This is a genomic window from Enterobacter sp. RCC_40 (genome assembly GCF_041360735.1).
GTDB lineage: Bacteria > Pseudomonadota > Gammaproteobacteria > Enterobacterales > Enterobacteriaceae > Enterobacter > Enterobacter ludwigii.
The window spans coordinates 140,645-166,596 of record NZ_JBFUPR010000007.1; the positions used below are offsets into that span (position 1 = coordinate 140,645).

Here is a 25,952-nt window from a genome sequence, read left to right on the forward strand (position 1 = left end):
GCTTTATAACGTTTATCCGTACCTCCCTGCCCGATACGATACGCCCCTCACTGGAGGTGCCGCCATGTCGTATCGCAGCAAAGTCGCCGTTGTCTATCTGCTGGGCTTTTTTCTTGATTTAATTAATATGTTTATCGCCAGCGTCGCTTTCCCGGCAATGGCTCAGGCGTTCAACGCCACGCCCTCATCGCTTGCCTGGGTCAGTAACGGCTATATTGCCGGTCTGACACTCGTCATTCCCTTCAGCACCCTTCTGACACGCAGGCTCGGGCCGAAGCATGTCATTCTGCTTTCGCTTTTTCTCTTTAGCGCCGCCTCCGTTGCGGCAGGTTTGTCGTCCTCACTTGAGAGCCTGATTGCCTGGCGAGTGCTGCAGGGCATGGGAGGGGGTTTACTGATCCCGGTCGGACAGGCGCTGACCTGGCAACAGTTTAAACCCCATGAGCGTGCCAGGCTCTCCTCAGCGGTAATGCTGGTTGCATTGCTTGCGCCTGCATGCTCACCCGCCGTGGGGGGAGTGCTGGTTCAGGCACTCAGCTGGCGATGGATATTTTTTGCCACAACGCCTGTCGCCGCCGTGACGTTTTTCCTGGCCTGCGTGTGGCTTAAGAATGAGAGGCCCCCCGTGAAAGCGAGCAAGCTGTTAAACCTGCCCCTGCTGGCCGACCCGCTGCTGCGTTTTTCCATGCTTGTCTATTTGTGCGTACCCGGCATGTTTATTGGGGTGAACGTCACGGGGATGTATTATCTTCAGAGCGAGGCGCACATGACACCTGCCGCAACGGGGATGCTGATGCTGCCATGGTCTCTGGCCTCGTTTATGGCGATCACCGCGACCGGACGTTATTTTAACCGCGTGGGTCCCCGGCCTCTCATTGTCGTGGGTTGCCTGTTACAGGCGCTGGGCGTTTTACTGTTGCTTAACGTCAGCCCGACTACCACAGTGTTGTTACCTGGCGTCGCGTTTACGTTAATGGGCGCGGGCGGCAGTCTTTGCAGCAGTACGGCGCAAAGCAGCGCATTTTTAACGACGGCGCGCGACGAGATGCCTGACGCCAGCGCGCTATGGAATCTTAATCGTCAGATCAGTTTTTTTGCCGGGGCATTCCTGCTCTCGCAGGTGCTGAACCTGACACTGGCGTTTTTCACGCCGCTCGCCGCATGGCACTGGATGTTTAGTGTTGCTGCGGCCATCACATTACTGCCCGTCGTGTACGTCTTTCGTCTTAACAACACGCAGGTGCTTTCAGAGGTGCAACAGGAGAAACCATGACCCATTTCGAACAGGACATTATCGACGTTCACGTTATGCTGGAGAACTGGTTGGGTAAGGGCGAAGGGGATGTTGACGCCCTGCTTGCCCACTTTCAGCCGGATTTTATGATGCTCACCCCAGGTGGCGTCCATTTTGACTATAACGCGCTTGTCGGTTTCCTGGACCTTCAGCGCGGCAGCCGTCCTGGTCTGGAGATTGTTCTTGATGAGATAACGACGCTACAGACGTGGGCCAACGGCGCAGTGCTTCACTACCGGGAAACGCAAACTCGCCCGGATCAGCCCGTCAATGTGCGCTGGTCAACCGCCGTGCTCAATCAGAAGGATGGCAAGATAACATGGCGTTTGCTGCACGAAACGGCACAACCGTAACGCAAAAGAAAAAGGCCCGTCTCACGACGGGCCTTTTTTGATGAAAGATTGCTTATTCGCGGAACAGCGCTTCGATATTCAGACCTTGTCCCTGCAGGATTTCACGCAGGCGACGCAGACCTTCAACCTGAATCTGACGAACACGTTCACGGGTCAGGCCAATTTCGCGGCCGACGTCTTCCAGTGTTGCAGCTTCATACCCCAGTAAACCGAAACGACGTGCCAGCACTTCACGCTGTTTGGCGTTCAGTTCGAACAGCCATTTGACGATGCTCTGTTTCATGTCATCGTCCTGCGTGGTGTCTTCCGGACCGTTGTCTTTTTCATCGGCCAGGATGTCCAGCAGCGCTTTTTCGGAGTCGCCACCCAACGGGGTGTCAACGGAGGTAATGCGCTCGTTGAGACGCAGCATACGGCTTACGTCATCAACCGGTTTATCAAGTTGTTCGGCGATCTCTTCCGCGCTTGGCTCGTGGTCCAGTTTATGGGACAACTCGCGCGCAGTACGCAGATAGACGTTCAACTCTTTGACGATGTGAATCGGCAGGCGAATCGTACGGGTTTGGTTCATAATCGCCCGTTCGATGGTCTGACGAATCCACCAGGTCGCGTAGGTTGAGAAACGGAACCCGCGTTCCGGGTCAAACTTCTCAACTGCGCGGATGAGACCTAAGTTGCCCTCTTCAATCAGGTCCAGCAGAGCCAGACCTCGATTGCCGTAACGACGGGCAATTTTCACGACCAGACGCAAGTTACTTTCAATCATGCGACGGCGCGAGGCAACATCACCACGCAAAGCACGACGTGCGAAATAGACTTCTTCTTCGGCCGTTAACAGTGGGGAGTAACCAATCTCCCCAAGGTAAAGCTGAGTCGCGTCCAGTACACGCTGTGTGGCGCCCTGCGATAACAGCTCTTCTTCAGCCAAATCGTTATCACTGGGTTCCTCTTCTACTAAGGCTTTTTCATCAAAAGCCTCTGCTCCGTTCTCATCAAATTCCGCATCTTCATTTAAATCATGAACTTTCAGCGTATTCTGACTCATAAGGTGGCTCCTACCCGTGATCCCTGAACGAGACACCCTGGCTGGCATGCCCCGTCAACTTATCGCTGCGGCAAATACTGCAGCGGGTTTACGGATTTCCCCTTGTAACGAATTTCAAAATGCAAGCGTGTAGAACTGGTGCCGGTGCTACCCATGGTAGCGATTTTTTGCCCCGCCTTAACTTCTTGTTGTTCCCGGACCAGCATTGTGTCGTTATGGGCGTAGGCACTCAGGTAATCATCGTTATGTTTGATGATAATAAGATTACCGTAACCGCGCAGAGCGTTACCGGCATATACAACACGACCGTCTGCGGTCGCGATAATAGCCTGTCCCTTATTCCCTGCGATATCGATCCCTTTATTTCCTCCCTCAGAGGAAGAGAAGTTTTCGATAACCTTGCCGTCAGTTGGCCAGCGCCATGCAGAAATTGGCGAACTGGAGGTCATACTGCTGGCAGTCGGTTCAGTAGAGCTAACCACAGGTGCCGTAGTCGGTGCTGTGACAACAGTCGCAGTCCCTTTATTATTCGGCAACATTTTGTTAGCAGTCTGATCACCTGAATCCTCAGAATACGTAATTACCGGTTGTGAAGCAACCACCGTGGTGGATTTTTGTGCAGGCTTAACGCTGTTATTTTGCGCAGTGACATCGGCCGCTGAAACGGTGTTGCCAGGCGTGAGCGGCGTACCCGTCGCATTGCCCACCTGGAGCGTCTGGCCGACTTCCAGACCATACGGGGCCTGGACGTTATTACGCTGCGCCAGGTCACGGAAATCGTTCCCGGTGATCCACGCAATATAGAACAGCGTGTCGCCGCGTTTTACGGTATAGGTGCTCCCACCGGTATAGCTACCTTTCGGAATGTTCCCATACTGGCGGTTATACACTATGCGGCCATTTTGAGTCTGCACAGGGTGTTCCACTGGCTGAACCTGTGTTGACTGCGTAACAGGAGGCTGCATTGGCTGAATGGGCGGATTTTGTTGTGCCGCAGCAGTGCCCATTTTAGGCGGAGGCGTGATCAACATTCCGCTGGACGTGTTACCCGAGCTGCTGGATCCTCCCACGGAACTGACGGGCGCAGGTGCATTATTAGAACTTGTACAGCCTGCCAGCCAGAGCGAAACCAGTGATAATGCCGCAACACGGCTGATGGTGAATTTAGGGCTTCCCGCGCTCATTTATCCCCCAGGAATGTGTTAACTACCAGTGACTTAAAATTTACCGTGATGACACGAATCTTTCGCGCCACACCATACGCTGAATTTGCCTTAATAACCCTGGATAATTCTGAGTCTCAGGCCAACTCCCCCTTTACCAGAGGAACAAAGCGCACGGCTTCCACGGTATCGATAATAAACTCGCCGCCACGCCGACGAACGCGCTTCAGGAGCTGTTGCTCGTCCCCGACAGGCAGAACAAGAATGCCGCCTTCATCCAGCTGCGATAACAGAGCAGCGGGAATTTCAGGTGGAGCAGCCGTCACGATGATCGCGTCAAACGGGGCGCGTGCCTGCCAACCCTGCCATCCATCACCGTGTCGTGTCGAAACGTTATGTAAATCAAGTTGTTTCAGGCGACGACGCGCCTGCCACTGCAAACCTTTAATACGCTCAACGGAGCAAACATGGTGCACCAGATGCGCCAGGATCGCGGTTTGGTACCCCGACCCGGTGCCAATTTCCAGCACGCGCGAATGGGGCGTGAGCTCCAGCAGCTCCGTCATACGCGCCACCATGTAAGGCTGTGAAATCGTCTGACCCTGCCCGATAGGCAGCGCCACGTTTTCCCACGCTTTGTGTTCAAACGCCTCGTCTACAAATTTCTCACGCGGCACCTGGGCGAGCGCGTCGAGCACATGCTCGTCGCGGATCCCCTGAGCGCGTAGCTGTTCCAGAAGAGTTTGTACACGTTTGCTTACCATTGCGCGTTCACTCCTGCGCGATCCAGCCAACCCGACACCACATCATGCGCACTATACGCGGTTAAATCTACATGCAGTGGCGTAACCGAGACATATCCTTCATCAACGGCGGCAAAGTCGGTATCCGGTCCGGCGTCACACTTGTCGCCAGGAGGACCAATCCAGTAAAGCGTATTGCCGCGCGGATCCTGCTGCGGGATCACCTGGTCAGCCGGGTGTCGGCTTCCGCAACGCGTTACGCGAATGCCTTTGATTTCACTCAGCGGCAGATCCGGCACGTTAATATTGAGGATGCGCCCGGTACGCAGCGGCTCGCGATTGAGCGCCCGCAGGAGAGAACAGGTCACCGCTGCCGCCGTGTCGTAGTGCGTGTGGCCGTTTAACGAAACGGCCAGTGCAGGGAACCCCAGATGGCGCCCTTCCATGGCGGCGGCCACGGTTCCGGAGTAAATCACATCGTCGCCAAGATTGGGCCCGGCGTTAATACCGGAGACGACGATGTCCGGGCGCGGGCGCATCAGCGCGTTCACGCCCAGAAAAACGCAGTCGGTCGGCGTGCCCATCTGGACGGCGATATCACCATTTTCGAAGGTAAAGGTGCGAAGCGACGACTCCAGCGTCAGAGAGTTAGACGCTCCACTGCGGTTACGATCGGGTGCCACGACCTGCACTTCCGCAAATTCGCGAAGGTGTTTCGCCAGGGTCTGTATACCCGGCGCATGGATCCCGTCATCGTTACTCAGCAATATTCGCATAATCACCCGACGTGTTGATAAGTTCCCTGACAACACTGGTGGCAAAGCTACCTGCCGGCAGCCAGAAGCGTAACTCGACGGTTACATCGTCCCACCAGTTCCAGCTCAACTGTTGCGGATAGAGCAGCATCGCACGGCGTGCCGCCTCGACTTTTTCCCGCACCAGCAATGTTTGTAATGCCTGCATATCAGCGACGGCAGACTGCTCAGCAGCCAGCGCATCGCCCTGCGTACCCCAGTCGCCCGTGCCGGGCAAGGCTGCGGTAATCATCAGCGTTTGAGTATCCACGCGCGACTGCACATCGGCCATTTCTTCAGCCGTTGCCACAAACCAGCTCCCGCGTCCCGCTAATTGTAGCGCATCGCCGACAACAACTTGATTCGCGTCCGGTTTTTTCAGCCGTTCGCTCACAATCTGATTAAACAACGCACTGCGGGCCGCCGACAACCAAAAACTGCGTTTATTCCTGTCGCGGACCGGGGCATCGCTTTGCGCCCAGCGCAGTACGCCGAGCAGGTTGCTGCCGCCGATACCAAAGCGCTGTGCGCCAAAATAGTTTGGTACGCCGCACGCGTTGATAGCGTTCAGGCGTTTTTCCACATCATCACGGTCCGAAATCTCGCGCAGTACCAGCGTAAAATGGTTGCCCTTCAACGCGCCCAGACGCAGTTTGCGCTTATGGCGCGCGTATTCCAGTACCTTACAGCCCTCAAGCTCAAATTTGCTTAAATCAGGCATCGTATTACCCGGCACGCGCGCGCAGAGCCACTGTTCGGTGACGGCGTGTTTATCTTTCTGCCCGGCAAAGCTCACTTCGCGGGCATGAATTTTGAGGAATTTTGCCAGCGCATCGGCCACAAAACGGGTATTGCAGCCATTTTTCAGAATGCGTACCAGGATATGTTCGCCTTCGCCATCCGGTGCGAATCCCAGGTCTTCCACCACAACAAAATCTTCAGGGCTGGCTTTCAGCAGCCCGTTCCCCTGCGGTTTACCGTGCAGCCAGGTCAGGTTGTCGAAGTCCGTCATTGGCTTGCCTTCACCAGCAGCGCCACGGCCTCACAGGCAATCCCTTCACCACGACCGGTAAAGCCCAGTTTCTCTGTCGTCGTCGCTTTGACGTTAACATCATCCATGTGGCAACCGAGATCTTCTGCAATGAACACCCGCATTTGCGGGATATGCGGCAGCATTTTGGGGGCCTGAGCGATGATCGTCACATCCACGTTGCCGAGGGTGTAGCCTTTCGCCTGAATACGACGCCAGGCTTCACGCAGCAGCGCACGGCTGTCCGCGCCTTTGAAGGCCGGGTCAGTGTCCGGGAACAGCTTACCGATATCGCCCAGTGCCGCAGCACCCAGCAATGCATCGGTCAGGGCATGTAATGCTACGTCGCCATCAGAATGCGCAAGCAGCCCTTTTTCATAAGGAATGCGTACGCCGCCAATGATAATTGGGCCTTCTCCGCCAAAGGCGTGTACATCAAAACCGTGTCCAATTCGCATTATGCCTTCTCCTGATGGGTCGAACGGGTAAGATAAAATTCCGCGAGCTGTAAATCTTCCGGACGCGTCACTTTTATATTATCAGCGCGTCCTTCAACCAGCTCAGGATGGAAACCGCAATACTCCAGCGCCGAGGCTTCGTCCGTGATGGTCGCACTTTCTTTAAGCGCACGCGTTAAGCAGTCGTGGAGTAATTCGCGGGGGAAAAATTGGGGGGTCAGCGCGTGCCATAAATCGAAGCGCTCAACGGTGTGTGCGATAGCCTGCTTGCCCGGCTCAGCGCGCTTCATGGTGTCGCGTACCGGGGCGGCAAGAATACCACCTACCCGGCTGGTTTCGCTAAGCGCCAGCAGGCGCGCAAGGTCATCCTGATGCAGGCACGGACGGGCAGCGTCATGGACCAGAACCCATGGTGCCTCACCGGCGGCCTGAATGCCCGCCAGCACGGAATCGGCACGCTCGGCGCCGCCGTCAACAACGGTAATCTGCGGATGATTTGCCAGCGGTAACTGCGCGAAACGCGCATCACCCGGGCTGATAGCGATAATCACGCGCGTCACCCGCGGATGCGCCAGCAGCGCCGCCACGGAGTGTTCGAGGATCGTTTTATCGCCAATAGAGAGGTATTGCTTGGGACATTCTGTCTGCATGCGCCGGCCAAAACCCGCAGCCGGCACCACGGCGCATACGTCCGAAAAAGTTACTGCCATGTCGTAATCCTGGGCCTGATTATCGATTGTTTTGTGCTGAGCCCTGATTGCGTTTAGACGCATCCGGAACCAGACGATAAAAAGTTTCGCCCGGCTTAGTCATACTGAGTTCATTGCGTGCGCGTTCCTCAATCGCCTCTTGCCCGCCATTGAGGTCATCAATTTCAGCAAAGAGTTGATCGTTTCGCGCCTTAAGTTTGGCGTTTGTTGCCTGCTGAGCCGCGACGTCATCGCTTACCCGGCTATAGTCGTGCAGTCCGTTTTTACCGAACCACAGCGAATATTGCAGCCAGATCAGCAAAGCCAGCAACAGCAGCGTTAGTTTACCCATCCTGCCCCCTGAAAAACGGCATCATCATCCCAAAACGCCCCCAGATCTCTTTGCCGGGGTAACAGAGATGCCGCAACATCGCGGGCAAATGTACCACATTTTTTCCGCAGAATCGCCTTGCTCAATATCGTCACACAGTTGTTTACGGTTTGAATTATGGCTGAAGTTAGCCCATGAGCCACAAAAATAACAGACCAAACATCAGAACCACCGTCACAATCGTGACCACGGTACTGTAAAGGAGTTTGCCATTAAGCAGCGAGTGCAGCGCAATACCGACGACAACCGCCACAGGCATCAGCGCCAGGAAGAAAGGCCAGGTATAGAGAAAGAAGAACAGCGTATTACCGCCGTAGATAAGAAAAGGGATGCCCAGGGCCAGCAACCACGAGACGAAGCCGACTATGGCCCCAGGAAAGGACCAGGTCGTCTCGTCGTCGGTCGCTAACGGCTCCGACCCGGTGGTAATAATGTAGTTCTCACTGTTGCGCATAGCTGATCCTGTGACCGTGACTCATCGTTCGGGAAGACAGCTCCCGAACGATACCGTCTCAGGATCTGATAATATCGTCCCGTCTGAGCAGGTCTAATAATTGGCTTACTAAATTTGTTACCAATTGTTGACCTTCCAGGTGAATTTCAGGCGATTCAGGCGCTTCGTACACCGAGTCAATGCCGGTGAAGTTTCGCAGCTCTCCCGCACGCGCTTTCTTATACAGCCCTTTGGGATCGCGCGCTTCGCAAATTTCCAGCGGCGTATCAACAAACACTTCGATAAAGCGATCCTGCCCGACGCGCTCGCGCACCATCTGGCGTTCGGCACGATGCGGTGAGATAAACGCGGTCAGTACCACTAACCCGGCATCCGCCATCAGGCTGGCCACTTCCCCCACCCTGCGAATATTCTCTTTACGATCGTCGTCGCTGAAGCCCAAATCGCTGCACAGGCCGTGGCGCACATTGTCGCCATCCAGCAGGTAGGTACTAACCCCCTGCTGGTGTAGCGCCTCTTCCAGCGCGCCCGCTACCGTGGATTTACCAGAGCCGGATAGCCCGGTAAACCACAGTACCACGCCACGATGACCGTGAAGTTTCTCGCGCTGCGCGACGGTGACCGGATGAGGATGCCAGACGACGTTCTCATCATGGGCGGCCATTACTTGCCTCCCAGCAGATCGCGCACACCCCAGTGCGGGAAGTGCTTACGCACCAGCGCATTCAGCTCCAGCTCAAAAGCGCTGAACTCAGAGGCTACCGTAGCCTGTTCATTTGGCTCACGCACCATACCGGCACCCACGGTCACGTTGGAGAGGCGATCGATAAAGATCAGCCCACCCGTTACCGGGTTCTGCTGGTAGGGATCCAGCACCAGCGGCTCGTCAAAGGTCACGTCGACCAGACCAATGCCGTTCAGCGGCAGCTCGGTGACGTCGCGCTGGGTCAGGTTATTGATGTCCACCTGGAACTGGATACCGTCCACGCGGGCACGGGTTTTCTTACCCGCGATTTTAATGTCGTAGCTCTGACCGGCGGTCAGCGGTTGTTCAGCCATCCACACCACATCAACGGAAGCCCCCTGCACCGCTGCCAGCGTCTCCTGAGCGTCCACCAGCAGATCGCCGCGGCTGATATCAATTTCATCTTTCAATACCAGCGTGACCGCTTCACCCGCGCCGGCTTGCGGCAGATCGCCATCAAAGGTGACGATACGGCTGATGGTGGATTCCACACCAGACGGCAGAACTTTAACGCGCTGGCCGACCGCCACGGTGCCCGACGCGATAGTGCCGGAGAAACCGCGGAAATCGAGGTTGGGACGGTTAACGTACTGAACCGGGAAGCGCATCGGCTGGGTGTCGACCACGCGCTGGATCTCCACGGTTTCAAGCACTTCGAGCAGCGTCGGGCCGCTATACCACGGCATGTTCGCGCTCTGGGAAGCCACGTTGTCGCCTTCCAGCGCAGAGAGCGGCACAAAGCGAATATCCAGGTTACCCGGCAGCTGTTCAGCAAACGTCAGGTAACTCTGGCGGATCTCATCAAACTTCTCTTCGCTGAAGTTCACCAGATCCATTTTGTTGACCGCCACCACCAGGTGTTTGATCCCCAGCAACGTGGAGATAAAGCTGTGGCGACGAGTCTGATCCAGTACCCCTTTACGGGCGTCAATCAGCAGGATCGCCAGTTCACAGGTAGACGCACCGGTCGCCATGTTACGGGTGTACTGCTCGTGCCCCGGGGTGTCAGCAATAATAAATTTGCGCTTCTCGGTGGAGAAATAGCGATACGCCACATCAATGGTGATGCCCTGCTCGCGCTCGGCCTGCAGGCCGTCCACCAGCAGCGCCAGGTCGAGTTTCTCGCCCTGGGTACCATGACGTTTACTGTCGTTGTGCAGGGACGAGAGCTGATCTTCGTAAATCTGACGCGTATCGTGCAGCAGACGGCCGATCAGCGTGCTTTTCCCGTCATCGACGCTGCCGCAGGTCAGAAAGCGCAGCAGGCTTTTGTGTTGTTGCGCGTGCAGATAAGCTTCTACGCCGCCTTCATTGGCAATTTGTTGAGCAATGGTCGTGTTCATGGCGGCTCCTTAGAAATAACCCTGACGTTTCTTCAGCTCCATGGAGCCTGCCTGGTCGCGGTCAATCACGCGGCCCTGTCGCTCACTGGTGGTCGACACCAGCATCTCTTCAATGATCTCCGGCAGCGTCTGCGCACTGGACTCCACGGCACCGGTCAATGGCCAGCAGCCGAGGGTACGGAAACGCACCATCTGTTTTTTGATCACTTCGCCTGGCTGCAGGTCGATGCGATCGTCATCGATCATCATCAGCATGCCGTCACGCTCCAGCACCGGACGTTCAGCGGCCAGGTACAGCGGCACGATCTCGATATTTTCCAGATAGATGTACTGCCAGATATCCAGCTCGGTCCAGTTGGAGAGCGGGAACACGCGAATGCTTTCGCCCTTGTTGATCTGACCGTTGTAGTTATGCCACAGCTCCGGGCGCTGGTTTTTTGGGTCCCAGCGGTGGAAGCGGTCGCGGAAAGAGTAGATACGCTCTTTCGCACGGGATTTTTCTTCGTCACGACGTGCGCCGCCGAAGGCCGCGTCAAAACCGTATTTGTTCAGCGCCTGCTTCAGCCCTTCGGTTTTCATGATGTCAGTGTGTTTGGCGCTACCGTGCACGAACGGGTTAATGCCCATCGCCACCCCTTCCGGGTTTTTATGCACCAGCAGTTCGCAGCCGTAGGCTTTTGCCGTACGGTCGCGGAATTCATACATTTCACGGAATTTCCAGCCGGTATCAACGTGCAGCAGCGGGAACGGCAGCGTACCCGGGTAAAACGCTTTACGCGCCAGGTGTAGCATCACGCTGGAATCTTTACCGATGGAATACATCATCACCGGGTTAGAGAATTCGGCTGCCACTTCGCGGATAATATGGATACTTTCCGCTTCGAGCTGCCGCAGGTGAGTAAGTCGTTTTTGGTCCATAACCGTTCCTTAAGCCAGATTCACCACAGAGGAGCCAAACCCCTCTGAGTCTGTTGTATGTTGAAACCAGGCGAGTGTGCTGTGCAGGTGCACCACTTCCCCTACCACGATAAGCGCGGGCATAGGGGCCTCTTTCGCCAGGGTGGCAAGATCCTGTAGCGTACCGATAGCCACATGCTGATCGACGCGCGTGCCGCGAGAAATCACGGCGACCGGCGTGGTTGCCTCTCGACCGTGTTGAATAAGTTGTTCACTGATGTCCGCCGCCTTCATCGTGCCCATATAGATAGCCAGCGTCTGACGACTCTGGGCCAGATGCGACCAGTCAAACGGGGTGCTGTCCGCCTTGTAATGGCCCGTGACAAAGGTCACGCTCTGGGCGTAATCGCGGTGAGTAAGCGGTATACCGGCGTAGGCCGTCACTGCGGAAGCCGCCGTGATACCCGGGACGACCTGGAACGGCACGCCCGCTTCAGCCGCCGCCTGCAGCTCTTCCCCGCCGCGACCAAAGATAAACGGGTCGCCACCTTTAAGCCGTACCACCGTTTTGCCCGCTTTTGCCGCCGCCACCAGCATCTGGTTGGTGTCATGCTGCGGTACAGAGTGCTCGGCCGCCCGTTTGCCAACGCAGATTTGTTCTGCGTCACGGCGAATCAATTCGCGCACCCCGTCGGTGACCAGATGGTCGTAGAACACCACATCGGCATCCTGAAGCACCTGCAGGCCGCGCAGGGTCAGCAGCCCGGCATCACCCGGCCCCGCACCGACCAGAATGATCTCGCCGCCGCTACTGCCAGGGTTATCCAGCTCATCTTCGAGGATCTGCTGCGCCGCCGTTTCATTCCCGGCATGCATCAGGCTGGCAAAACGACCGCGGAACACGCGTTCCCAAAAGCGACGGCGTTCCGTCACGCTGGTCAGGCGCGTTTTCAGATGGTTACGCCAGAAGCTCGCTTTCTCCGCCATCCGCCCAAGGCTGGTAGGCAAAAGTGCTTCGATTTTTTCCCGCAGCACGCGTGCCAGCACCGGCGCGGTCCCGCCGGAGGAGATGGCCACCAGCAATGGCGAACGGTCAACAATCGACGGGAAGATAAACGAACACAGCGGCCGATCGTCCACCACGTTCACCAGACGGTGACGGGCCTGAGCCGCCTCTGAAATACGGCGGTTGAGCTCGCGGTTGTCGGTTGCCGCAATCACCAGCACCACGGTGTCGATTTGCGACTCGTCGAAATCCGCCTCGTCGACTACCCGTACCTGCGCCCCCGCTCGCTGCAGAAACGCGATTTTGCGATCGGCAACCTCACCGGTGCCGACTACCAGCACAGGTCTGTCTTTTATCGCGGCAAAAAGGGGCAGATAGTCCACAAGCTACAACTCACTAACAACAAGGAATAGTGGGACTATAGGGGGCGGCTTAGATCGAATGAAATTACGAATTGGAATGAGTAGTTACTCAATGGAATAACGCCGTGGAAAAGCAAAGATCAAAAAGTGCTTAACACGCGAATTTTCGGGCATTTAAGAGCAATTCAAATTGTGTATGGTCGATCACAGTTTCATACTAGGCGGGTTAAAATTTTGCTCTGTTTTTAAGGACTCACTATGTTTTCCGCAACGCGCCACCGTATCGCTGCCCTGGCGCTCGGCGTTTGCTTTATCCTTCCGGCCCAGGCAAAAAATCAGCCCTATGGTGAAATCGCGAATATGCAGGCGCGGCATATTGCGACCGTCTTTCCGGGTCGTATGACCGGCACGCCAGCGGAAATGCTTTCCGCCGATTATATTCGCCAGCAATTTGCTGACATGGGTTACCAGAGCGATATCCGATCGTTTCACAGCCGCTACGTCTATACCTCGCGCAATAAAACAAAAAACTGGCATAACGTGACCGGCAGTACGGTCATTGCGGCCCATGAAGGTAGCGCGGCGGAACAGATCATTATCATGGCGCACCTGGACACCTACGCGCCAATGAGCGACGCCGATACCGACAATAATCTCGGCGGGCTGACGTTACAGGGGCTGGACGATAACGCGGCGGGTCTGGGTGTGATGCTCGAACTGGCAGAGCGAATGAAAGACATTCCAACCCAATACGGGATCCGTTTCGTTGCCACCAGCGGTGAAGAAGAGGGAAAACTTGGCGCGGAGAATCTCCTGAAACGCATGAGTGCCGAGGAGAGGAAAAATACGCTGCTGGTGATTAACCTCGATAACCTGATCGTCGGCGATAAGCTCTATTTCAACAGCGGACAGAGTACGCCGGGTACCGTGCGTAAACTGACGCGCGACCGCGCGCTGGCGATTGCCCGCAGCCATGGGGTGTATGCCACCAGCAACCCGGGCGGGAATCCCGATTATCCTCGCGGAACCGGCTGCTGTAATGATGGTGAAGTGTTCGATAAAGCGGGCATTCCTGTTCTGTACGTGGAAGCCACTAACTGGATGCTGGGTAAGAAAGACGGTTATCAGCAGCGGGTGAAATCGAAGGCTTTCCCGGACGGGACGAGCTGGCATAACGTGCTGCTGGATAATCAGCAGCATATTGATAGCGCACTGCCGCAGCGAGTTGAACACCGCAGTCGGGATGTGGTTAAAGTGATGCTGCCGTTGGTGAAAGAGCTGGCAAAAGCTGGGAAAGCCTAGAACAGAACATTTCCCTCACCCTTTGTAAGAGGGCGAGGGAAAAGGGAACAGAATTTACCCTTCGTGCAATCCGCACTCGCGCTTGAGTCCAAAGAATCGCGTCTCTTCTTCCGCCATGCCCGGTTCCCATTTACGCGTGGTATGGGTATCGCCCACTGACAGATAACCCTGGTCCCAGAGCGGGTGGTATTTCAGTCCGTGTTTTTGCAGGTACTGGTAAACCGTACGGTTATCCCAGTCGATGATCGGCAGCACTTTAAACACCCCGCGCTGAACCGCCAGCACCGGGAGCGTGGCGCGGCTTCCGGACTGCTCGCGGCGTAACCCCGCAAACCAGGTCTGCGCGTTAAGCTCTTTCAGCGCCCGGTTCATCGGCTCGACCTTGTTGATCTCATTGTATTTCTCAATGCCCTCAACGCCCTGTTCCCACAGCTTGCCATACCGCGCCTCCTGCCAGGCCGCGCTTTGCTCCGCGCGGTAGACTTTCAGGTTCAGCCCGAGCTTGTCCGTCAGCTCATCGATAAACTGGTAGGTTTCCGGGAACAGGTAGCCGGTATCGGTCAGGATCACCGGAATGTCCGGACGAATCTGGTTCACCAGATGCAAACTCACCGCTGCCTGGATACCAAAACTCGACGAGAGCACATAATCACCTGGCAGGTTTTCCAGGGCCCATGCCACGCGGCCTTCGGCGTCGAGCTTTTCAAGCTGCGCATTGGTTTCTGCCAGCGCCAGAATGCGATCGACTTTTGGCAGTTCATTTAGGGCGTTTAGATCGAGTACGGACATAATTACCTCTCGTGTTTACTCCCAGAAATCCCTTGCGGGATCGAGCACCGGGCGAATAATGCCCGCACGCACCGTAAAGTCGCCGAAGCCTTCACCCGCTTCGCGCTCTTTCGCCCAGCGCCCGACAAGCTCGTCGATAGAATCAAGAATTTCCGGCTCGGTGATGTTCTCACGGAACATGCGCGGAATACGCGTTCCGATACGGTTGCCGCCGAGGTGCAGGTTATAGCGACCCGGCGCTTTACCCACCAGACCCAGCTCGGCCAGCATCGCACGGCCACAGCCGTTCGGGCAGCCGGTGACACGCATAACAATATGCTCGTCCGGAATACCGTGTTTTTCCAGAATCGCTTCCACCTTATCGGTGAATGACGGCAGGAAACGCTCTGCTTCCGCCATCGCCAGCGGGCAGGTCGGGAACGACACGCAGGCCATTGAGTTTTCACGCTGAGGCTTCACCGCGTCCATCAACCCATGGTCGCGCGCCAGTTTCTCAATCTTCGCTTTCTGGCTTTCCGGCACGCCGGCAACGATCAGGTTCTGGTTAGCGGTGATACGGAATTCACCTTTATGGATCTTCGCAATTTCCAGCAGACCGGTTTTCAGCGGGCGGCCCGGATAATCAAGAATACGGCCGTTTTCAATAAACAGCGTCAGGTGCCATTTATTGTCGATGCCTTTAACCCAGCCAATACGATCGCCACGCCCCGTAAATTCATACGGACGGATCGGCTCAAACTTAATCCCCGCGCGACGCTCCACTTCCGCTTTGAACGTCTCTACGCCCACGCGCTCCAGGGTGTATTTGGTTTTCGCGTTTTTACGGTCCGTACGGTTACCCCAGTCGCGCTGCGTGGTGACAACCGCTTCAGCCACGGCCAGCGTGTGCTCCAGCGGCAGGAAACCAAACTCGCTTGCGGTGCGGGCATAGGTTTTCTTGTTACCGTGTTCGATGGAGAGACCGCCGCCCACCAGCAGGTTAAAGCCCACCAGCTTGCCATTTTCGGCAATCGCCACGAAGTTCATGTCGTTGGCGTGCAGATCGATATCGTTCTGCGGCGGGATCACCACGGTGGTTTTGAACTTACGCGGCAGATAGGTCTGGCCGAGGATCGGTTCTTCGTCGGTGGTGGCCACTTTTTCCTGATCGAGCCAGATCTCCGCATAGGCACGAGTGCGTGGCAGCAGGTGCTCAGAGATCTTCTTCGCCCACTCATAGGCTTCGGCGTGCAGCTCGGACTCATACGGGTTCGAGGTGCAGAGCACGTTACGGTTCATGTCGTTGGCCGTGGCCAGCGCGTCCAGCCCGACAGAGTGCAGCATCTGGTGTACCGGCTTCACGTTCTTCTTCAGAATGCCGTGGAACTGGAAGGTCTGACGGTTGGTCAGACGGATGCTGCCATAAAGGGTATTTTCACCCGCAAACTTATCGATCGCCTGCCATTGTTTCGTGGTGATCACCCCGCCCGGAAGACGGCAGCGCAGCAGCATCGCATGACGCGGCTCCAGCTTCTGTTCTGCACGTTCGGCGCGGATATCACGGTCGTCCTGCTGATACATACCGTGGAAACGGATCAGCAGAAAGTTGTCGCCTTTAAAGCCGCCGGTGAGACCGTCATTCAGATCTTCAGCAATGGTGCCGCGCAGATAGTTGCTTTCCAGCTTCATGCGCTCGGCGTCTGTCAGTTTACCTTCGACCACCAGTGGCCCTGGATGTTTTTCGCTCATTAGTAGACATCTCGCTGATAACGGCGCTCAACGCGCAGCTCACTTAAAAATTCATCCGCCGTTTCGGCATCCATACCGCCGAATTCGGCAATCACTTCCAGCAATGCCTGCTCAACGTCTTTCGCCATGCGATTGGCGTCGCCGCAGACATAAATGTGGGCACCGTCATTGATCCAGCGCCACAGCTCTGCGCCCTGTTCGCGCAGTTTGTCTTGTACGTATACTTTTTCTTGCTGATCGCGGGACCAGGCCAGGTCGATGCGCGTCAGGACGCCTTCTTTGACGTAACGCTGCCACTCAACCTGGTAGAGGAAATCTTCCGTAAAGTGCGGGTTGCCGAAGAACAACCAGTTTTTACCCGGCGCCTCATCTGCAGCGCGCTGCTGCATAAAGGCGCGGAATGGCGCAATACCGGTACCCGGCCCAATCATGATGACCGGTGTTTCCGGGTTCGCAGGCAGACGGAAGTTGTCGTTGTGCTCGATAAACACGCGCACTTCACCGTCTTCCTCCACGCGATCGGCCAGGAAGCTTGATGCCCCGCCCGCACGGGCACGGCCTTCGATGTCATAACGCACCACGCCCACGGTGATATGCACTTCGCTCTCCACTTCGGCCTGGGAAGAGGCAATGGAGTAGAGGCGCGGCGTCAGCGGACGCAGCAGGCCGATTAGCGCATCCGCATCCAGCTGTGCCGGAGAGAAACGCACCATATCGACAATCGGCGTCGTCGCGGCGTAATGCTGCAGCTTCGCCTTATCCCCCACCAGGGGCAGCAGCGATTCACTGCGCGTTAAAGTGGCGTAATTTTCAACGATGTTTGGCGTGTTGACCGTCAGCTCGAAATGCCACTGCAGCGCCTCAGAAAGCGGCTGCGTGTTACCGTCGACGGTGACAGGCTCATCGCCTTTCAGCCACAGCAGTTCGACCAGCTCTTTAACCAGCGCCGGATCGTTCTGGTACCAGATCCCAAGTGCATCGCCCGGCTGGTAACGCAGACCGGAATCACCGAGATCGATTTCAATATGCCGCACGTCTTTCTCAGAGGCGCGACCGGTAATTTTCTGATTAACCGCCAGGCTCGCTGCCAGCGGTGCCTCTTTGGTATACGGGCTGGTGTGAATATCATTGACTGCACCCGCCGCGGTGACGGCAGCCTGCGTTGGGGTCTCTTTCGGCACGCGCGCTTTCAGCACGTCAACGATGCGCGCACGCCATTCAGCGGCTGCAGTCTGGTATTCCACATCCGCATCAACGCGGTCCAGCAGGCGCTCAGCGCCCAGTTCCGCCAGTTTGCTGTCGAAATCTTTACCGGACTGGCAGAAAAATTCGTAGGAGGTGTCGCCCAGGCCAAACACGGCGAACGCCGTCCCGTTCAGTTTTGGGGCTTTTTTCGAGAACAGGAACTTATGCAGGGCCACCGCTTCTTCAGCCGGCTCACCCTCACCCTGGGTTGAGGCAACCACCACCAGCAGTTTTTCGGACGCGATCTGTTTGAATTTATAGTCCCCGGCGTTCACCAGGTTCACGTTCAGTTTGGCGGCCAGCAGGTCGTCGCGCAGCGCTTCGGCCACACGGCGAGCATTGCCCGTCTGCGAGGCAGAAATCAGCGTAATCGCCGGAATTTCTACCGCAGTTGCAGGTGCAGCAGCCACAGCGCCCGGTTGCTGGTTAAGCATTCCCCAGAAATAGCCGGAGACCCAGGCAAGCTGGGTGGGAGAAAAATCAGAAGTGGCAGCCTGAAGGCGCGCCAGTTGCTCCGGGTTCAGGGGAAGCAAATTTGAAGGTGGGGCCTGTGTTGTCATGCGTCGTTATGTTCCAGTAGCCAAGCGGACTTTAAGCGAATAAATCCAAACTGAAGATAAGGTTAACGGCGAGGATAATAACAATTAAAGAAGGGATGGAAATAATAAATAACCAAATGGACTAACCTGTTTTAGTTATCGTTCTTAGCGATAAAAACGATTAACTAACCCATTGAAATTTAATCATAAAACAGTAGTCCTTTCTCGTATGCACTACGTTGCGGCAACAGAGCCGTTTTAGTTAATGATAAAAATTGTGCTTTCCGGTACTATGCGGCGGTTTTTTCCGCATTACTGAGAGCAATAATGTCCACCACACTGTTTAAAGATTTCACCTTCGAAGCCGCCCACCACCTTCCGCATGTTCCTGAAGGGCATAAATGTGGCCGTCTGCACGGGCACTCGTTTATGGTGCGTCTTGAGATAACCGGTGACGTCGATCCGCATACCGGTTGGATCATGGACTTTGCCGAGCTGAAGGCGGCATTCAAGCCGACCTACGATCGTCTGGATCACTACTATCTGAATGATATCCCGGGCCTTGAAAACCCGACCAGTGAAGTGCTGGCTAAATGGATTTGGGATCAGATGAAACCGCAGGTGCCTCTGCTGAGCGCGGTGATGATCAAAGAGACCTGCACCGCGGGCTGTATCTATCGCGGTGAGTAAAAAAAGCCCGGAATATCCGGGCTTTTTTTTAGGCGATGTTCAGGTACTTGTGCGTCTGCATCGACAGCCGCCAGTTGCGGGCAATACAGGTTTCAATACACAGGCGCGTGGCATCCTCTTTCTGGCTGATAGGCTGCAGCGCGATGATCCGCTGCTTTTCATCCGTCAGCGTGGCGAGCAGTTCATCCAGCGCTTCGATATCACGCACGCGGCCAACCGGGTGTTTGATCTCATCAGCACGCTCCAGCGCCTGAGAGAGAACATCGTAGCCGCCGCGCATGTTAACTTTCGGCGAAACCGTCACCCAGGTGGTGTGAGAACAGCGCACTTCATGCGTGCCGCTGGTTTCAATCTGACAGCTGTAGCCGTTCTTTTCGAGCAGCTCGGTCAGCGGCGTCAGGTCGTGGATGCAGGGTTCACCCCCGGTAATCACCACGTGGCGCGCCGTCCAGCCCTGACGGCCAATGATCGCCAGCAGATCTTCTGCACTTCCCGCGCCCCACTTATCGCTCTCTTTGGTTTTAGCCAGAATGCTAAACAGCGACACTTCCCGATCTGCGAGTTTATCCCACGTATGTTTGGTATCACACCAGGCACAGCCAACCGGGCATCCCTGTAATCGAATAAAGATGGCGGGAACGCCGGTAAAGTAACCCTCGCCTTGCAGGGTCTGGAACATCTCGTTAATCGGGTACTGCATAGTCATCTCAGTTAAGGGGATAAACGATAAGTATCGCAGATCCCCGTCAGATGGTCATGCTCCATCGGTGCTTTGAGCGCCAATCGCTGCCATAAACCGCGCAGTAATTTGCTGTGGACGGGTGATGGCCCCGCCGACAACGACCATAAAGGCACCAAGTTCCAGACACCTCGCCGCCCGTTCAGGTGTATCAACGTTGCCTTCGGCCACCACGGGAATGTCGACGGCAGCCAGTACCTCTTTCAGAAATGCGCAGTCATTGTCCGGTAGCGCATGGCCTGCGGTTTCTGCCGTATAACCGTAAAGCGTGGTCCCCACACAATCAAAACCCAGCGCCTGCGCCGTCACGGCCTCTTCTGTTGTGGAAATATCCGCCATCAGGCATACCGACGGATACCGCGTGCGGATATGCGCGACCAGCGTCGCCAGGTCTTCGCCGCCAGGGCGCTGTCGCGCAGTCGCATCCAGGGCAATGATTTCCGGAGAAACCGTCATCAGCTCATCCACCTCTTTCATCGTGGCGGTGATAAACACCTCACTATCCGGATAATCGCGTTTGATGATGCCGATAACCGGCAGAGCCACCTGCTGCTTGATGGCTTCGATGTCCACCACGCTATTGGCACGGATCGCTGCCGCCCCACCCTGCGCGGCGGCCAGCGCCATTCGTGACATAATAAACGCGCTATGCAGAGGCTCATTCTCCAGCGCCTGGCAGGAGACGACCAGTTTTCCCTTCAGGTTATCCAGTACAGTTTTCATTACGATAAGATCTCTTCCACTTCGTTTTTAATAATCGTGACATGCGGCCCATAAATGACCTGAACACCGTTGCCGCGGACGATAACGCCGCGCGCGCCGGTCGCTTTCAGCGCCGATTCATTCACTTTGCTGCCATCCTTCACCGTGACGCGAAGACGCGTCGCGCAGCAGTCCACCTCTTCGAGATTGTCTTTGCCACCTAACCCGGCGATAACCGCAACGGCACGCTCGCTCTGCGAAAAGGTCACTTCATCCGCCATCGCCTCTTTCTCACGCCCCGGCGTGGCAAAATCAAAGCGATTAATCAGATAACGGAACGTAAAGTAATAAAGGAAGAACCACGGCACCCCTACCAGCGGTACGAACATCCAGTGGGTTTTGGCCTCGCCCTGGAGAATGCCGAACAGCACGAAGTCGATAAAACCGCCTGAGAAGGTTTGCCCGATAGTGATGTGTAAAATATGGGCGAGCATAAACGCCAGCCCGTCAAACAGGGCGTGAATGACGTACAGCACTGGAGCAACAAAAAGGAATGAGAACTCAATAGGTTCAGTAATCCCCGTCAGGAACGAGGTCAATGCCGCCGAAAGTAACAGCCCCGCGACGCGTTTTTTGTTCTCCGGCTTTGCCGTGTGGTACATCGCGAGGCAGGCACCCAGCAGACCAAACATCATCGTGATGAAGCGTCCGGACATGAAACGCGACGTGCCTTCATAAAACTGGCGTGTTGTCGGGTCAGCAAGCTGGGCGAAGAAGATCCGCTGCGTACCTTCTACCAGCTGACCGTTAACGATCTCGCTGCCGCCAAGCGCGGTCGTCCAGAAGGGAAGATAGAAGATGTGGTGTAAACCAAACGGCCCGAGCATGCGCAAAATGAAACCGTACAGCATCGTTCCCAGATAACCGGTGGCATCCACAAGCCCGCCCAGACCGAAGATCAGCTTCTGGAAATGCGGCCAGATGACGGTCATTAATGCCCCGACAAGTATTGCCGCCAGCGAGCTGACGATCGGTACAAAACGTGAGCCGCCAAAGAAACCCAGGAACTGCGGAAGCGCGAGCTTATTGAACCGATGATGTAGCGCACAGGTCACAAGCCCGATGACGACCCCACCAAATACGCCGGTTTCCAGCGTCTGGATCCCCAGCGTCATTCCCTGCCCTACGGCACCCGGGTTCTCAAGCGCCAGTTTTCCGGTCAGGATCAGCAGCGCATTGATGGTGGCATTCATCACCAGAAAAGCGAGCAATGCCGCCAGCCCCGCGGTTCCTTTATCATTTTTTGCCAGCCCGACGGCGACCCCGACAGCAAACAGCACCGAGAGGTTGGCGAACACAATCGAACCGGCACTGCTCATAATGGTAAAGATGGCCTGCAGCCACGCAACATCTAAAAACGGGTAGGCCGTGAGGGTATTGGGATTTGATAACGCGCCTCCAATCCCCAGCAACAAACCCGCCGCGGGCAAGACGGCGATGGGCAACATAAATGATTTGCCAAAGCGCTGCGCTTTCTCAAACCATCCGCCAGAAGAAGCCCCACTGAACATTTGCATCATTTTTTCATCCCCTCGTGTATAGATGAAAATTTTTACCACATTAATTATTAATAGTGAAAATTATCATCAATAACCAGGATGACGATCATACTTTTTCGAAATGACTGGCATCTTTCCCCCGCTTTCCGCCACACTAGTCGACAGAAGAATGCATTAAGGATCTCGCATGTCAGACCATGAAAACCTGCTGCTGAAGCTACGCCAGGAGGCTTCCGGATACAGCCCAACGCAACGAAAACTGGGTGAGTTTGTCCTCAACGATCCTGCCCGGGTGCTTTACCTGACGATCACTGAGCTGGCGCGCGAAAGTCATACCAGCGAGGCCAGCGTGACGCGTCTTTGCCGCACGCTGGGCTGTAAGGGGTACACGGAATTCAAAATGGCGCTTGCGCTGGACATTCAGCAGGGTCAGCCAGAGCGTCAGGCCGGGGATGAAATTGATAGCGTAGTGGAAGAGTCTGTACAGGCTATGCAGGATACCGCCAGACTGCTCGACAGAGCGCTGCTGGAAACGGCGGCGCAGGCGCTGCATCAGGCGCAGTCAGTCCAGATTTATGGGGTCGCTGCCAGTGCGATCCTCGGCGAGTATCTGCATTATAAGCTGTTGCGCCTGGGCAAACCTGTGCAGCTCTTCAGCGATATGCACCGTGCAGCCATGAATGCGACCACCCTCTCTAAAGCGTCGCTGGTGGTAGCCATCTCCAGTTCAGGCTCAACGCGGGATTTACTTCACGTCGTAAAACTTGCGCGCAAACGTGGCGTCCCCGTGCTGGCGCTCAGCAATACGCCGCGTAGCCCGCTGGCGTCCCTTAGCGATATGCTACTGGTTGCAGCCAAACCCGAGGGGCCGCTTAGCGCAGGCGCACTCAATGCCAAAGTGGGCGTTATGCTGCTGGTCGAGTTGCTTACCCACTCCCTTATTGCAATAGACGGTCATTACGGCGAGGTCAGCCAACAAACCGCCAGCGCAACGCTTCCGCTGTTGCTGTAAAAAACCTTCGCAGGCTATATATCAATAGCCTGCGAGTTCGTTATTTTAAGTGTACTTAAGCATCCGTTAAATTATTTACCGCATCAATGAATGATGTTACAAAGTATTTTTATTATTACATTTTGACTTAATATTTCCACGACATAGGAAGCACATTTATAATATATAAATCAGCAATTTAAAATAAATATCTTGATAAATTGAATTTTCTTCCCTCCTGCAATGTCCAATCTCATCCCCTGAATTCCTTACCTTAAAATAAGCTTAAGAAACGGTTAGGCTGGCCATTTTTTTATTTAAACGCCGTTTACTTTCGCCCGCCTACAATCCGCCTCATCAATCATAATGAGACGGTATCAATGAAAACCTTACTGATTACAGGCGTGACCGGATTTCTGGGTGGTGCAGTACTTGAAAAAATCCTGACCGGCGAGAGCGCCGTAAATTTACTTCTGCTTGCGCGCGCCAGCGACCCGCAAGGTGGGCTGGCGCGAGTGCAGGAGAATATGCGTAAGTTCAACGTGCCTGAGCATGCACTGGCCTCGCTGAGCGTGGAGAATATCCTCATTGGCGATCTCAGCCAGCCGGAAGCCTTCCTGAACGATCCGCGTCTTGAACAGGTGACGCATGTCGTTAACTGCGCGGCCGTCGCGTCATTTGGTAACAATCCGCTTATCTGGAAGGTGAACGTCGAGGGAACCCTGGCGCTGGCGCGCCGCATGGAACGGGTGTCGACCCTACAGCGCTTCCTGCACGTTGGCACGGCGATGTCCTGCACGCCGGAGCAGGATTCGCTGGTCGCCGAAAGTGCAGAATTCAGAGAGAACGCCGAGCATCTGGTGGAATATACCTATTCGAAATCCACCATTGAACAGCTGATGCGCCAGCACTGTCCTGACCTGCCGCTGCTCATCGCCCGCCCGTCTATCGTCGTCGGCCATACCCGTCACGGCTGCACACCTTCAAGCAGTATTTTCTGGGTCTTTAGCATGGGGTTAATGCTGCAAAAATTCATGTGTTCGATGGAAGACAAAATCGATGTCGTTCCGGTGGACTATTGTGCCGACGCGCTGTTAATGCTGCTTACCAGTGATGCACGTTCAGGGGAAGTGGTACATATTTCTGCCGGGGAAGAGAACAGCGTTCGCTTTGCTGATATTGATAAGGCAATGGCGCAGGCGCTGGAGAAAGCCCCTGTCGGAGATCGATACGCTCAGGTAAGTTACGAAACGCTGGTCAGAATGCGCCGCGAACTGAAGGATATTTTTGGGCCGTGCAACGAGCGCCTGATGCTGAAAGCAATGCGTTTATACGGTGCTTTTGCCACACTCAACGTGCGCTTCAGCAATGATAAGCTGCTTAGCATGGGCATGCCTAAGCCACCCCGCTTTACGGACTATATTGCCCGCTGCGTGCAAACCACTCAGGGGCTGACCATTCCGGAACAAATGGCGGTCGATTTTAAATAGCCAAAAAAAATGCCAGTCTTACGACTGGCATTTTCATTTTAAGGCTTAGCGATTATGCCTGGCCTTTGATCTCTTTACGACCGTTGTATGGTGCTTTTTCGCCCAGTGCTTCTTCGATACGAATCAGCTGGTTGTATTTAGCAACACGGTCAGAACGGCTCATAGAACCGGTCTTGATCTGGCCAGCCGCGGTACCAACAGCCAGGTCAGCGATGGTAGCGTCTTCAGTTTCGCCAGAACGGTGAGAGATAACAGCGGTGTAGCCAGCGTCTTTCGCCATTTTGATCGCAGCCAGCGTTTCGGTCAGAGAACCGATCTGGTTGAATTTGATCAGGATGGAGTTAACGATGCCTTTCTCGATGCCTTCTTTCAGGATCTTGGTGTTGGTTACGAACAGGTCGTCACCCACCAGCTGGATTTTGTCGCCCAGTACTTTAGTCTGGTATGCGAAGCCATCCCAGTCAGACTCGTCCAGACCGTCTTCGATAGAAACGATTGGGTACTGTTTGGTCAGGTCTTCCAGGAAGTGAGTGAACTCTTCAGAGGTGAACGCTTTGTTGCCTTCGCCAGCCAGAACGTATTTACCGTCTTTGTAGAATTCAGACGCTGCACAGTCCATCGCCAGAGTGATGTCTTTGCCCAGCTCGTAGCCTGCTGCTTTAACCGCTTCAGCGATAACAGCCAGTGCTTCTGCGTTAGAACCCAGGTTTGGCGCATAGCCACCTTCGTCACCAACAGCCGTGTTCATACCTTTAGCTTTCAGAACTTTAGCCAGGTTGTGGAACACTTCAGAACCCATACGTACTGCTTCTTTCAGGGATTTCGCGCCAACTGGCTGAATCATAAATTCCTGAATATCAACGTTGTTGTCTGCGTGCTCACCACCGTTGATGATGTTCATCATCGGTACAGGCATGGAGTATTTGCCTGGAGTGCCGTTCAGTTCAGCGATGTGTTCGAACAGTGGCATACCTTTAGCAGCCGCTGCAGCTTTGGCGTTCGCCAGGGAAACGGCCAGGATTGCGTTAGCACCGAAGTTAGATTTGTTTTCAGTACCGTCCAGATCGATCATGATCTTGTCGATGCCAGCCTGGTCTTTAGCGTCTTTGCCAATGATTGCCTGAGCAATAGGGCCGTTTACGGCGCCAACAGCTTTCAGTACGCCTTTGCCCATGAAACGGGATTTGTCGCCATCGCGCAGTTCCAGCGCTTCGCGGGAACCAGTAGAAGCACCTGACGGAGCAGCTGCCATACCGACGAAACCACCTTCCAGGTGAACTTCGGCTTCAACGGTCGGGTTACCACGGGAGTCGATGATTTCACGACCGATGACTTTAACGATTTTGGACATTAGATTTTCCTCAGTACAAGTTAAACTAAAACTCCAGACAAACAACGCGTACCAGGGGTA

General features: G+C 55.2%; 26 protein-coding genes. 6 read left to right on the top strand and 20 right to left on the bottom strand.

Going from position 1 to position 25,952, the window contains the following annotated elements:
• Positions 1–64 precede the first annotated feature (64 nt).
• Together AB6731_RS19855 and AB6731_RS19860 are read left to right on the top strand one after the other, a co-directional pair.
• Positions 65–1,273, top strand: a complete 1,209-nt coding sequence (locus tag AB6731_RS19855; protein ID WP_371006700.1) for an MFS transporter — start codon at positions 65–67, stop codon at positions 1,271–1,273.
• Positions 1,270–1,647 (top strand): DUF4440 domain-containing protein, encoded by a 378-nt coding sequence (locus AB6731_RS19860; protein ID WP_014171387.1) that lies wholly within the window; start codon positions 1,270–1,272, stop codon positions 1,645–1,647. The genes AB6731_RS19855 and AB6731_RS19860 overlap by 4 nt, the downstream gene beginning before the upstream one ends.
• 52 nt (positions 1,648–1,699) lie before the next feature.
• On the opposite strand, the gene rpoS is transcribed toward AB6731_RS19860, so the two are convergent.
• The 13 genes from rpoS to cysG form a co-directional block, all read right to left on the bottom strand.
• The gene (gene rpoS / locus AB6731_RS19865; protein ID WP_013098493.1) at positions 1,700–2,692 is read right to left on the bottom strand and encodes an RNA polymerase sigma factor RpoS; all 993 of its coding nucleotides are present in this window, start codon (positions 2,690–2,692) and stop codon (positions 1,700–1,702) included.
• Between the two features lie 59 nt (positions 2,693–2,751).
• Positions 2,752–3,876, bottom strand: a complete 1,125-nt coding sequence (nlpD, locus tag AB6731_RS19870; protein WP_113657017.1) for a murein hydrolase activator NlpD — start codon at positions 3,874–3,876, stop codon at positions 2,752–2,754.
• A gap of 116 nt (positions 3,877–3,992) precedes the next feature.
• Positions 3,993–4,619 carry a protein-L-isoaspartate(D-aspartate) O-methyltransferase gene (locus AB6731_RS19875; protein WP_020883820.1) on the bottom strand — a complete coding sequence of 209 codons (627 nt, stop codon included), beginning with the start codon at positions 4,617–4,619 and terminating at the stop codon, positions 3,993–3,995.
• A complete protein-coding gene (surE, locus tag AB6731_RS19880; RefSeq protein ID WP_020883819.1) occupies positions 4,613–5,374 on the bottom strand; it encodes a 5'/3'-nucleotidase SurE in 762 nt (253 codons plus the stop codon). The genes AB6731_RS19875 and surE overlap by 7 nt, the downstream gene beginning before the upstream one ends.
• Positions 5,355–6,404 (bottom strand): tRNA pseudouridine(13) synthase TruD, encoded by a 1,050-nt coding sequence (gene truD / locus AB6731_RS19885; RefSeq protein WP_371006701.1) that lies wholly within the window; start codon positions 6,402–6,404, stop codon positions 5,355–5,357. Before truD ends, surE begins: the two co-directional genes overlap by 20 nt.
• A complete protein-coding gene (gene ispF, locus AB6731_RS19890) occupies positions 6,401–6,880 on the bottom strand; it encodes a 2-C-methyl-D-erythritol 2,4-cyclodiphosphate synthase (RefSeq protein WP_014171394.1) in 480 nt (159 codons plus the stop codon). Before ispF ends, truD begins: the two co-directional genes overlap by 4 nt.
• On the bottom strand, positions 6,880–7,590 hold the full coding sequence (gene ispD, locus AB6731_RS19895) for a 2-C-methyl-D-erythritol 4-phosphate cytidylyltransferase (RefSeq protein ID WP_371006702.1): 711 nt from the start codon (positions 7,588–7,590) through the stop codon (positions 6,880–6,882). The genes ispF and ispD overlap by 1 nt, the downstream gene beginning before the upstream one ends.
• Before the next feature lie 19 nt (positions 7,591–7,609).
• Positions 7,610–7,921 (bottom strand): cell division protein FtsB, encoded by a 312-nt coding sequence (gene ftsB, locus AB6731_RS19900; protein ID WP_008499609.1) that lies wholly within the window; start codon positions 7,919–7,921, stop codon positions 7,610–7,612.
• A 166-nt stretch (positions 7,922–8,087) separates the two neighbouring features.
• Positions 8,088–8,414, bottom strand: a complete 327-nt coding sequence (locus tag AB6731_RS19905) for a DUF3561 family protein (RefSeq protein WP_014171396.1) — start codon at positions 8,412–8,414, stop codon at positions 8,088–8,090.
• 58 nt (positions 8,415–8,472) lie between these two features.
• On the bottom strand, positions 8,473–9,078 hold the full coding sequence (cysC, locus tag AB6731_RS19910; RefSeq protein WP_014171397.1) for an adenylyl-sulfate kinase: 606 nt from the start codon (positions 9,076–9,078) through the stop codon (positions 8,473–8,475).
• The gene (gene cysN / locus AB6731_RS19915; RefSeq protein WP_371006703.1) at positions 9,078–10,502 is read right to left on the bottom strand and encodes a sulfate adenylyltransferase subunit CysN; all 1,425 of its coding nucleotides are present in this window, start codon (positions 10,500–10,502) and stop codon (positions 9,078–9,080) included. Before cysN ends, cysC begins: the two co-directional genes overlap by 1 nt.
• Before the next feature lie 9 nt (positions 10,503–10,511).
• Positions 10,512–11,420, bottom strand: coding sequence for a sulfate adenylyltransferase subunit CysD (gene cysD / locus AB6731_RS19920; RefSeq protein WP_006811770.1), 909 nt, complete (start codon positions 11,418–11,420; stop codon positions 10,512–10,514).
• Between the two features lie 9 nt (positions 11,421–11,429).
• Positions 11,430–12,779 carry a siroheme synthase CysG gene (gene cysG, locus AB6731_RS19925; RefSeq protein ID WP_371006724.1) on the bottom strand — a complete coding sequence of 450 codons (1,350 nt, stop codon included), beginning with the start codon at positions 12,777–12,779 and terminating at the stop codon, positions 11,430–11,432.
• Positions 12,780–13,025: 246 nt separating this feature from the next.
• On the opposite strand from cysG, the gene AB6731_RS19930 reads away from it, so the two are divergent.
• Positions 13,026–14,069 (top strand): aminopeptidase, encoded by a 1,044-nt coding sequence (locus tag AB6731_RS19930; protein WP_020883813.1) that lies wholly within the window; start codon positions 13,026–13,028, stop codon positions 14,067–14,069.
• 54 nt (positions 14,070–14,123) lie between these two features.
• Here the strand turns inward: AB6731_RS19930 and cysH are convergent, their stop codons facing one another.
• From cysH to cysJ, 3 genes are read right to left on the bottom strand one after another with little or no spacing between them, the layout of a single operon-like run.
• Positions 14,124–14,858: a phosphoadenosine phosphosulfate reductase gene (gene cysH / locus AB6731_RS19935; RefSeq protein ID WP_014171401.1), complete on the bottom strand. Its 735-nt coding sequence runs from the start codon at positions 14,856–14,858 to the stop codon at positions 14,124–14,126.
• 15 nt (positions 14,859–14,873) lie between these two features.
• Positions 14,874–16,586: an assimilatory sulfite reductase (NADPH) hemoprotein subunit gene (cysI, locus tag AB6731_RS19940; protein WP_014171402.1), complete on the bottom strand. Its 1,713-nt coding sequence runs from the start codon at positions 16,584–16,586 to the stop codon at positions 14,874–14,876.
• On the bottom strand, positions 16,586–18,391 hold the full coding sequence (cysJ, locus tag AB6731_RS19945; RefSeq protein ID WP_371006705.1) for an NADPH-dependent assimilatory sulfite reductase flavoprotein subunit: 1,806 nt from the start codon (positions 18,389–18,391) through the stop codon (positions 16,586–16,588). The genes cysI and cysJ overlap by 1 nt, the downstream gene beginning before the upstream one ends.
• A gap of 306 nt (positions 18,392–18,697) precedes the next feature.
• Here cysJ and queD point away from each other — a divergent pair, with 306 nt between their 5' ends.
• Positions 18,698–19,060: a 6-carboxytetrahydropterin synthase QueD gene (queD, locus tag AB6731_RS19950; RefSeq protein ID WP_014171404.1), complete on the top strand. Its 363-nt coding sequence runs from the start codon at positions 18,698–18,700 to the stop codon at positions 19,058–19,060.
• 28 nt (positions 19,061–19,088) lie between these two features.
• Here queD and queE read toward each other — a convergent pair whose 3' ends face one another.
• From queE to AB6731_RS19965, 3 genes are read right to left on the bottom strand one after another with little or no spacing between them, the layout of a single operon-like run.
• On the bottom strand, positions 19,089–19,760 hold the full coding sequence (queE, locus tag AB6731_RS19955; protein ID WP_020883810.1) for a 7-carboxy-7-deazaguanine synthase QueE: 672 nt from the start codon (positions 19,758–19,760) through the stop codon (positions 19,089–19,091).
• 54 nt (positions 19,761–19,814) lie between these two features.
• On the bottom strand, positions 19,815–20,522 hold the full coding sequence (locus AB6731_RS19960; protein WP_047956033.1) for an N-acetylmannosamine-6-phosphate 2-epimerase: 708 nt from the start codon (positions 20,520–20,522) through the stop codon (positions 19,815–19,817).
• Positions 20,522–22,081, bottom strand: a complete 1,560-nt coding sequence (locus tag AB6731_RS19965) for a maltose/glucose-specific PTS transporter subunit IIC (RefSeq protein ID WP_371006707.1) — start codon at positions 22,079–22,081, stop codon at positions 20,522–20,524. Before AB6731_RS19965 ends, AB6731_RS19960 begins: the two co-directional genes overlap by 1 nt.
• 166 nt (positions 22,082–22,247) lie before the next feature.
• Between AB6731_RS19965 and AB6731_RS19970 the strand changes: the two genes are divergently transcribed.
• Positions 22,248–23,072 carry a MurR/RpiR family transcriptional regulator gene (locus tag AB6731_RS19970; RefSeq protein WP_371006709.1) on the top strand — a complete coding sequence of 275 codons (825 nt, stop codon included), beginning with the start codon at positions 22,248–22,250 and terminating at the stop codon, positions 23,070–23,072.
• Between the two features lie 359 nt (positions 23,073–23,431).
• Entirely contained in the window at positions 23,432–24,541 is a 1,110-nt protein-coding gene (locus AB6731_RS19975; RefSeq protein ID WP_044857973.1) for an SDR family oxidoreductase, read from the top strand.
• Positions 24,542–24,593: 52 nt separating this feature from the next.
• Here the strand turns inward: AB6731_RS19975 and eno are convergent, their stop codons facing one another.
• The gene (gene eno, locus AB6731_RS19980) at positions 24,594–25,892 is read right to left on the bottom strand and encodes a phosphopyruvate hydratase (RefSeq protein ID WP_014885045.1); all 1,299 of its coding nucleotides are present in this window, start codon (positions 25,890–25,892) and stop codon (positions 24,594–24,596) included.
• Positions 25,893–25,952: the final 60 nt, after the last annotated feature.

Coding starts and splice junctions, on each gene's coding strand:
- queE (WP_020883810.1), bottom strand. CDS start 19,760: ATGCAGTACCCGATTAACGAGATGTTCCAGACCCTGCAAGGCGAGGGT.
- cysC (WP_014171397.1), bottom strand. CDS start 9,078: ATGGCCGCCCATGATGAGAACGTCGTCTGGCATCCTCATCCGGTCACC.
- queD (WP_014171404.1), top strand. CDS start 18,698: ATGTCCACCACACTGTTTAAAGATTTCACCTTCGAAGCCGCCCACCAC.
- ftsB (WP_008499609.1), bottom strand. CDS start 7,921: ATGGGTAAACTAACGCTGCTGTTGCTGGCTTTGCTGATCTGGCTGCAA.
- cysN (WP_371006703.1), bottom strand. CDS start 10,502: ATGAACACGACCATTGCTCAACAAATTGCCAATGAAGGCGGCGTAGAA.
- AB6731_RS19970 (WP_371006709.1), top strand. CDS start 22,248: ATGTCAGACCATGAAAACCTGCTGCTGAAGCTACGCCAGGAGGCTTCC.
- nlpD (WP_113657017.1), bottom strand. CDS start 3,876: ATGAGCGCGGGAAGCCCTAAATTCACCATCAGCCGTGTTGCGGCATTA.
- AB6731_RS19855 (WP_371006700.1), top strand. CDS start 65: ATGTCGTATCGCAGCAAAGTCGCCGTTGTCTATCTGCTGGGCTTTTTT.
- AB6731_RS19975 (WP_044857973.1), top strand. CDS start 23,432: ATGAAAACCTTACTGATTACAGGCGTGACCGGATTTCTGGGTGGTGCA.
- ispF (WP_014171394.1), bottom strand. CDS start 6,880: ATGCGAATTGGACACGGTTTTGATGTACACGCCTTTGGCGGAGAAGGC.
- AB6731_RS19860 (WP_014171387.1), top strand. CDS start 1,270: ATGACCCATTTCGAACAGGACATTATCGACGTTCACGTTATGCTGGAG.
- AB6731_RS19965 (WP_371006707.1), bottom strand. CDS start 22,081: ATGATGCAAATGTTCAGTGGGGCTTCTTCTGGCGGATGGTTTGAGAAA.
- AB6731_RS19905 (WP_014171396.1), bottom strand. CDS start 8,414: ATGCGCAACAGTGAGAACTACATTATTACCACCGGGTCGGAGCCGTTA.
- AB6731_RS19930 (WP_020883813.1), top strand. CDS start 13,026: ATGTTTTCCGCAACGCGCCACCGTATCGCTGCCCTGGCGCTCGGCGTT.
- AB6731_RS19875 (WP_020883820.1), bottom strand. CDS start 4,619: ATGGTAAGCAAACGTGTACAAACTCTTCTGGAACAGCTACGCGCTCAG.
- ispD (WP_371006702.1), bottom strand. CDS start 7,590: ATGGCAGTAACTTTTTCGGACGTATGCGCCGTGGTGCCGGCTGCGGGT.
- cysD (WP_006811770.1), bottom strand. CDS start 11,420: ATGGACCAAAAACGACTTACTCACCTGCGGCAGCTCGAAGCGGAAAGT.
- AB6731_RS19960 (WP_047956033.1), bottom strand. CDS start 20,522: ATGAAAACTGTACTGGATAACCTGAAGGGAAAACTGGTCGTCTCCTGC.
- rpoS (WP_013098493.1), bottom strand. CDS start 2,692: ATGAGTCAGAATACGCTGAAAGTTCATGATTTAAATGAAGATGCGGAA.
- cysH (WP_014171401.1), bottom strand. CDS start 14,858: ATGTCCGTACTCGATCTAAACGCCCTAAATGAACTGCCAAAAGTCGAT.
- cysI (WP_014171402.1), bottom strand. CDS start 16,586: ATGAGCGAAAAACATCCAGGGCCACTGGTGGTCGAAGGTAAACTGACA.
- truD (WP_371006701.1), bottom strand. CDS start 6,404: ATGACGGACTTCGACAACCTGACCTGGCTGCACGGTAAACCGCAGGGG.
- cysJ (WP_371006705.1), bottom strand. CDS start 18,391: ATGACAACACAGGCCCCACCTTCAAATTTGCTTCCCCTGAACCCGGAG.
- eno (WP_014885045.1), bottom strand. CDS start 25,892: ATGTCCAAAATCGTTAAAGTCATCGGTCGTGAAATCATCGACTCCCGT.
- surE (WP_020883819.1), bottom strand. CDS start 5,374: ATGCGAATATTGCTGAGTAACGATGACGGGATCCATGCGCCGGGTATA.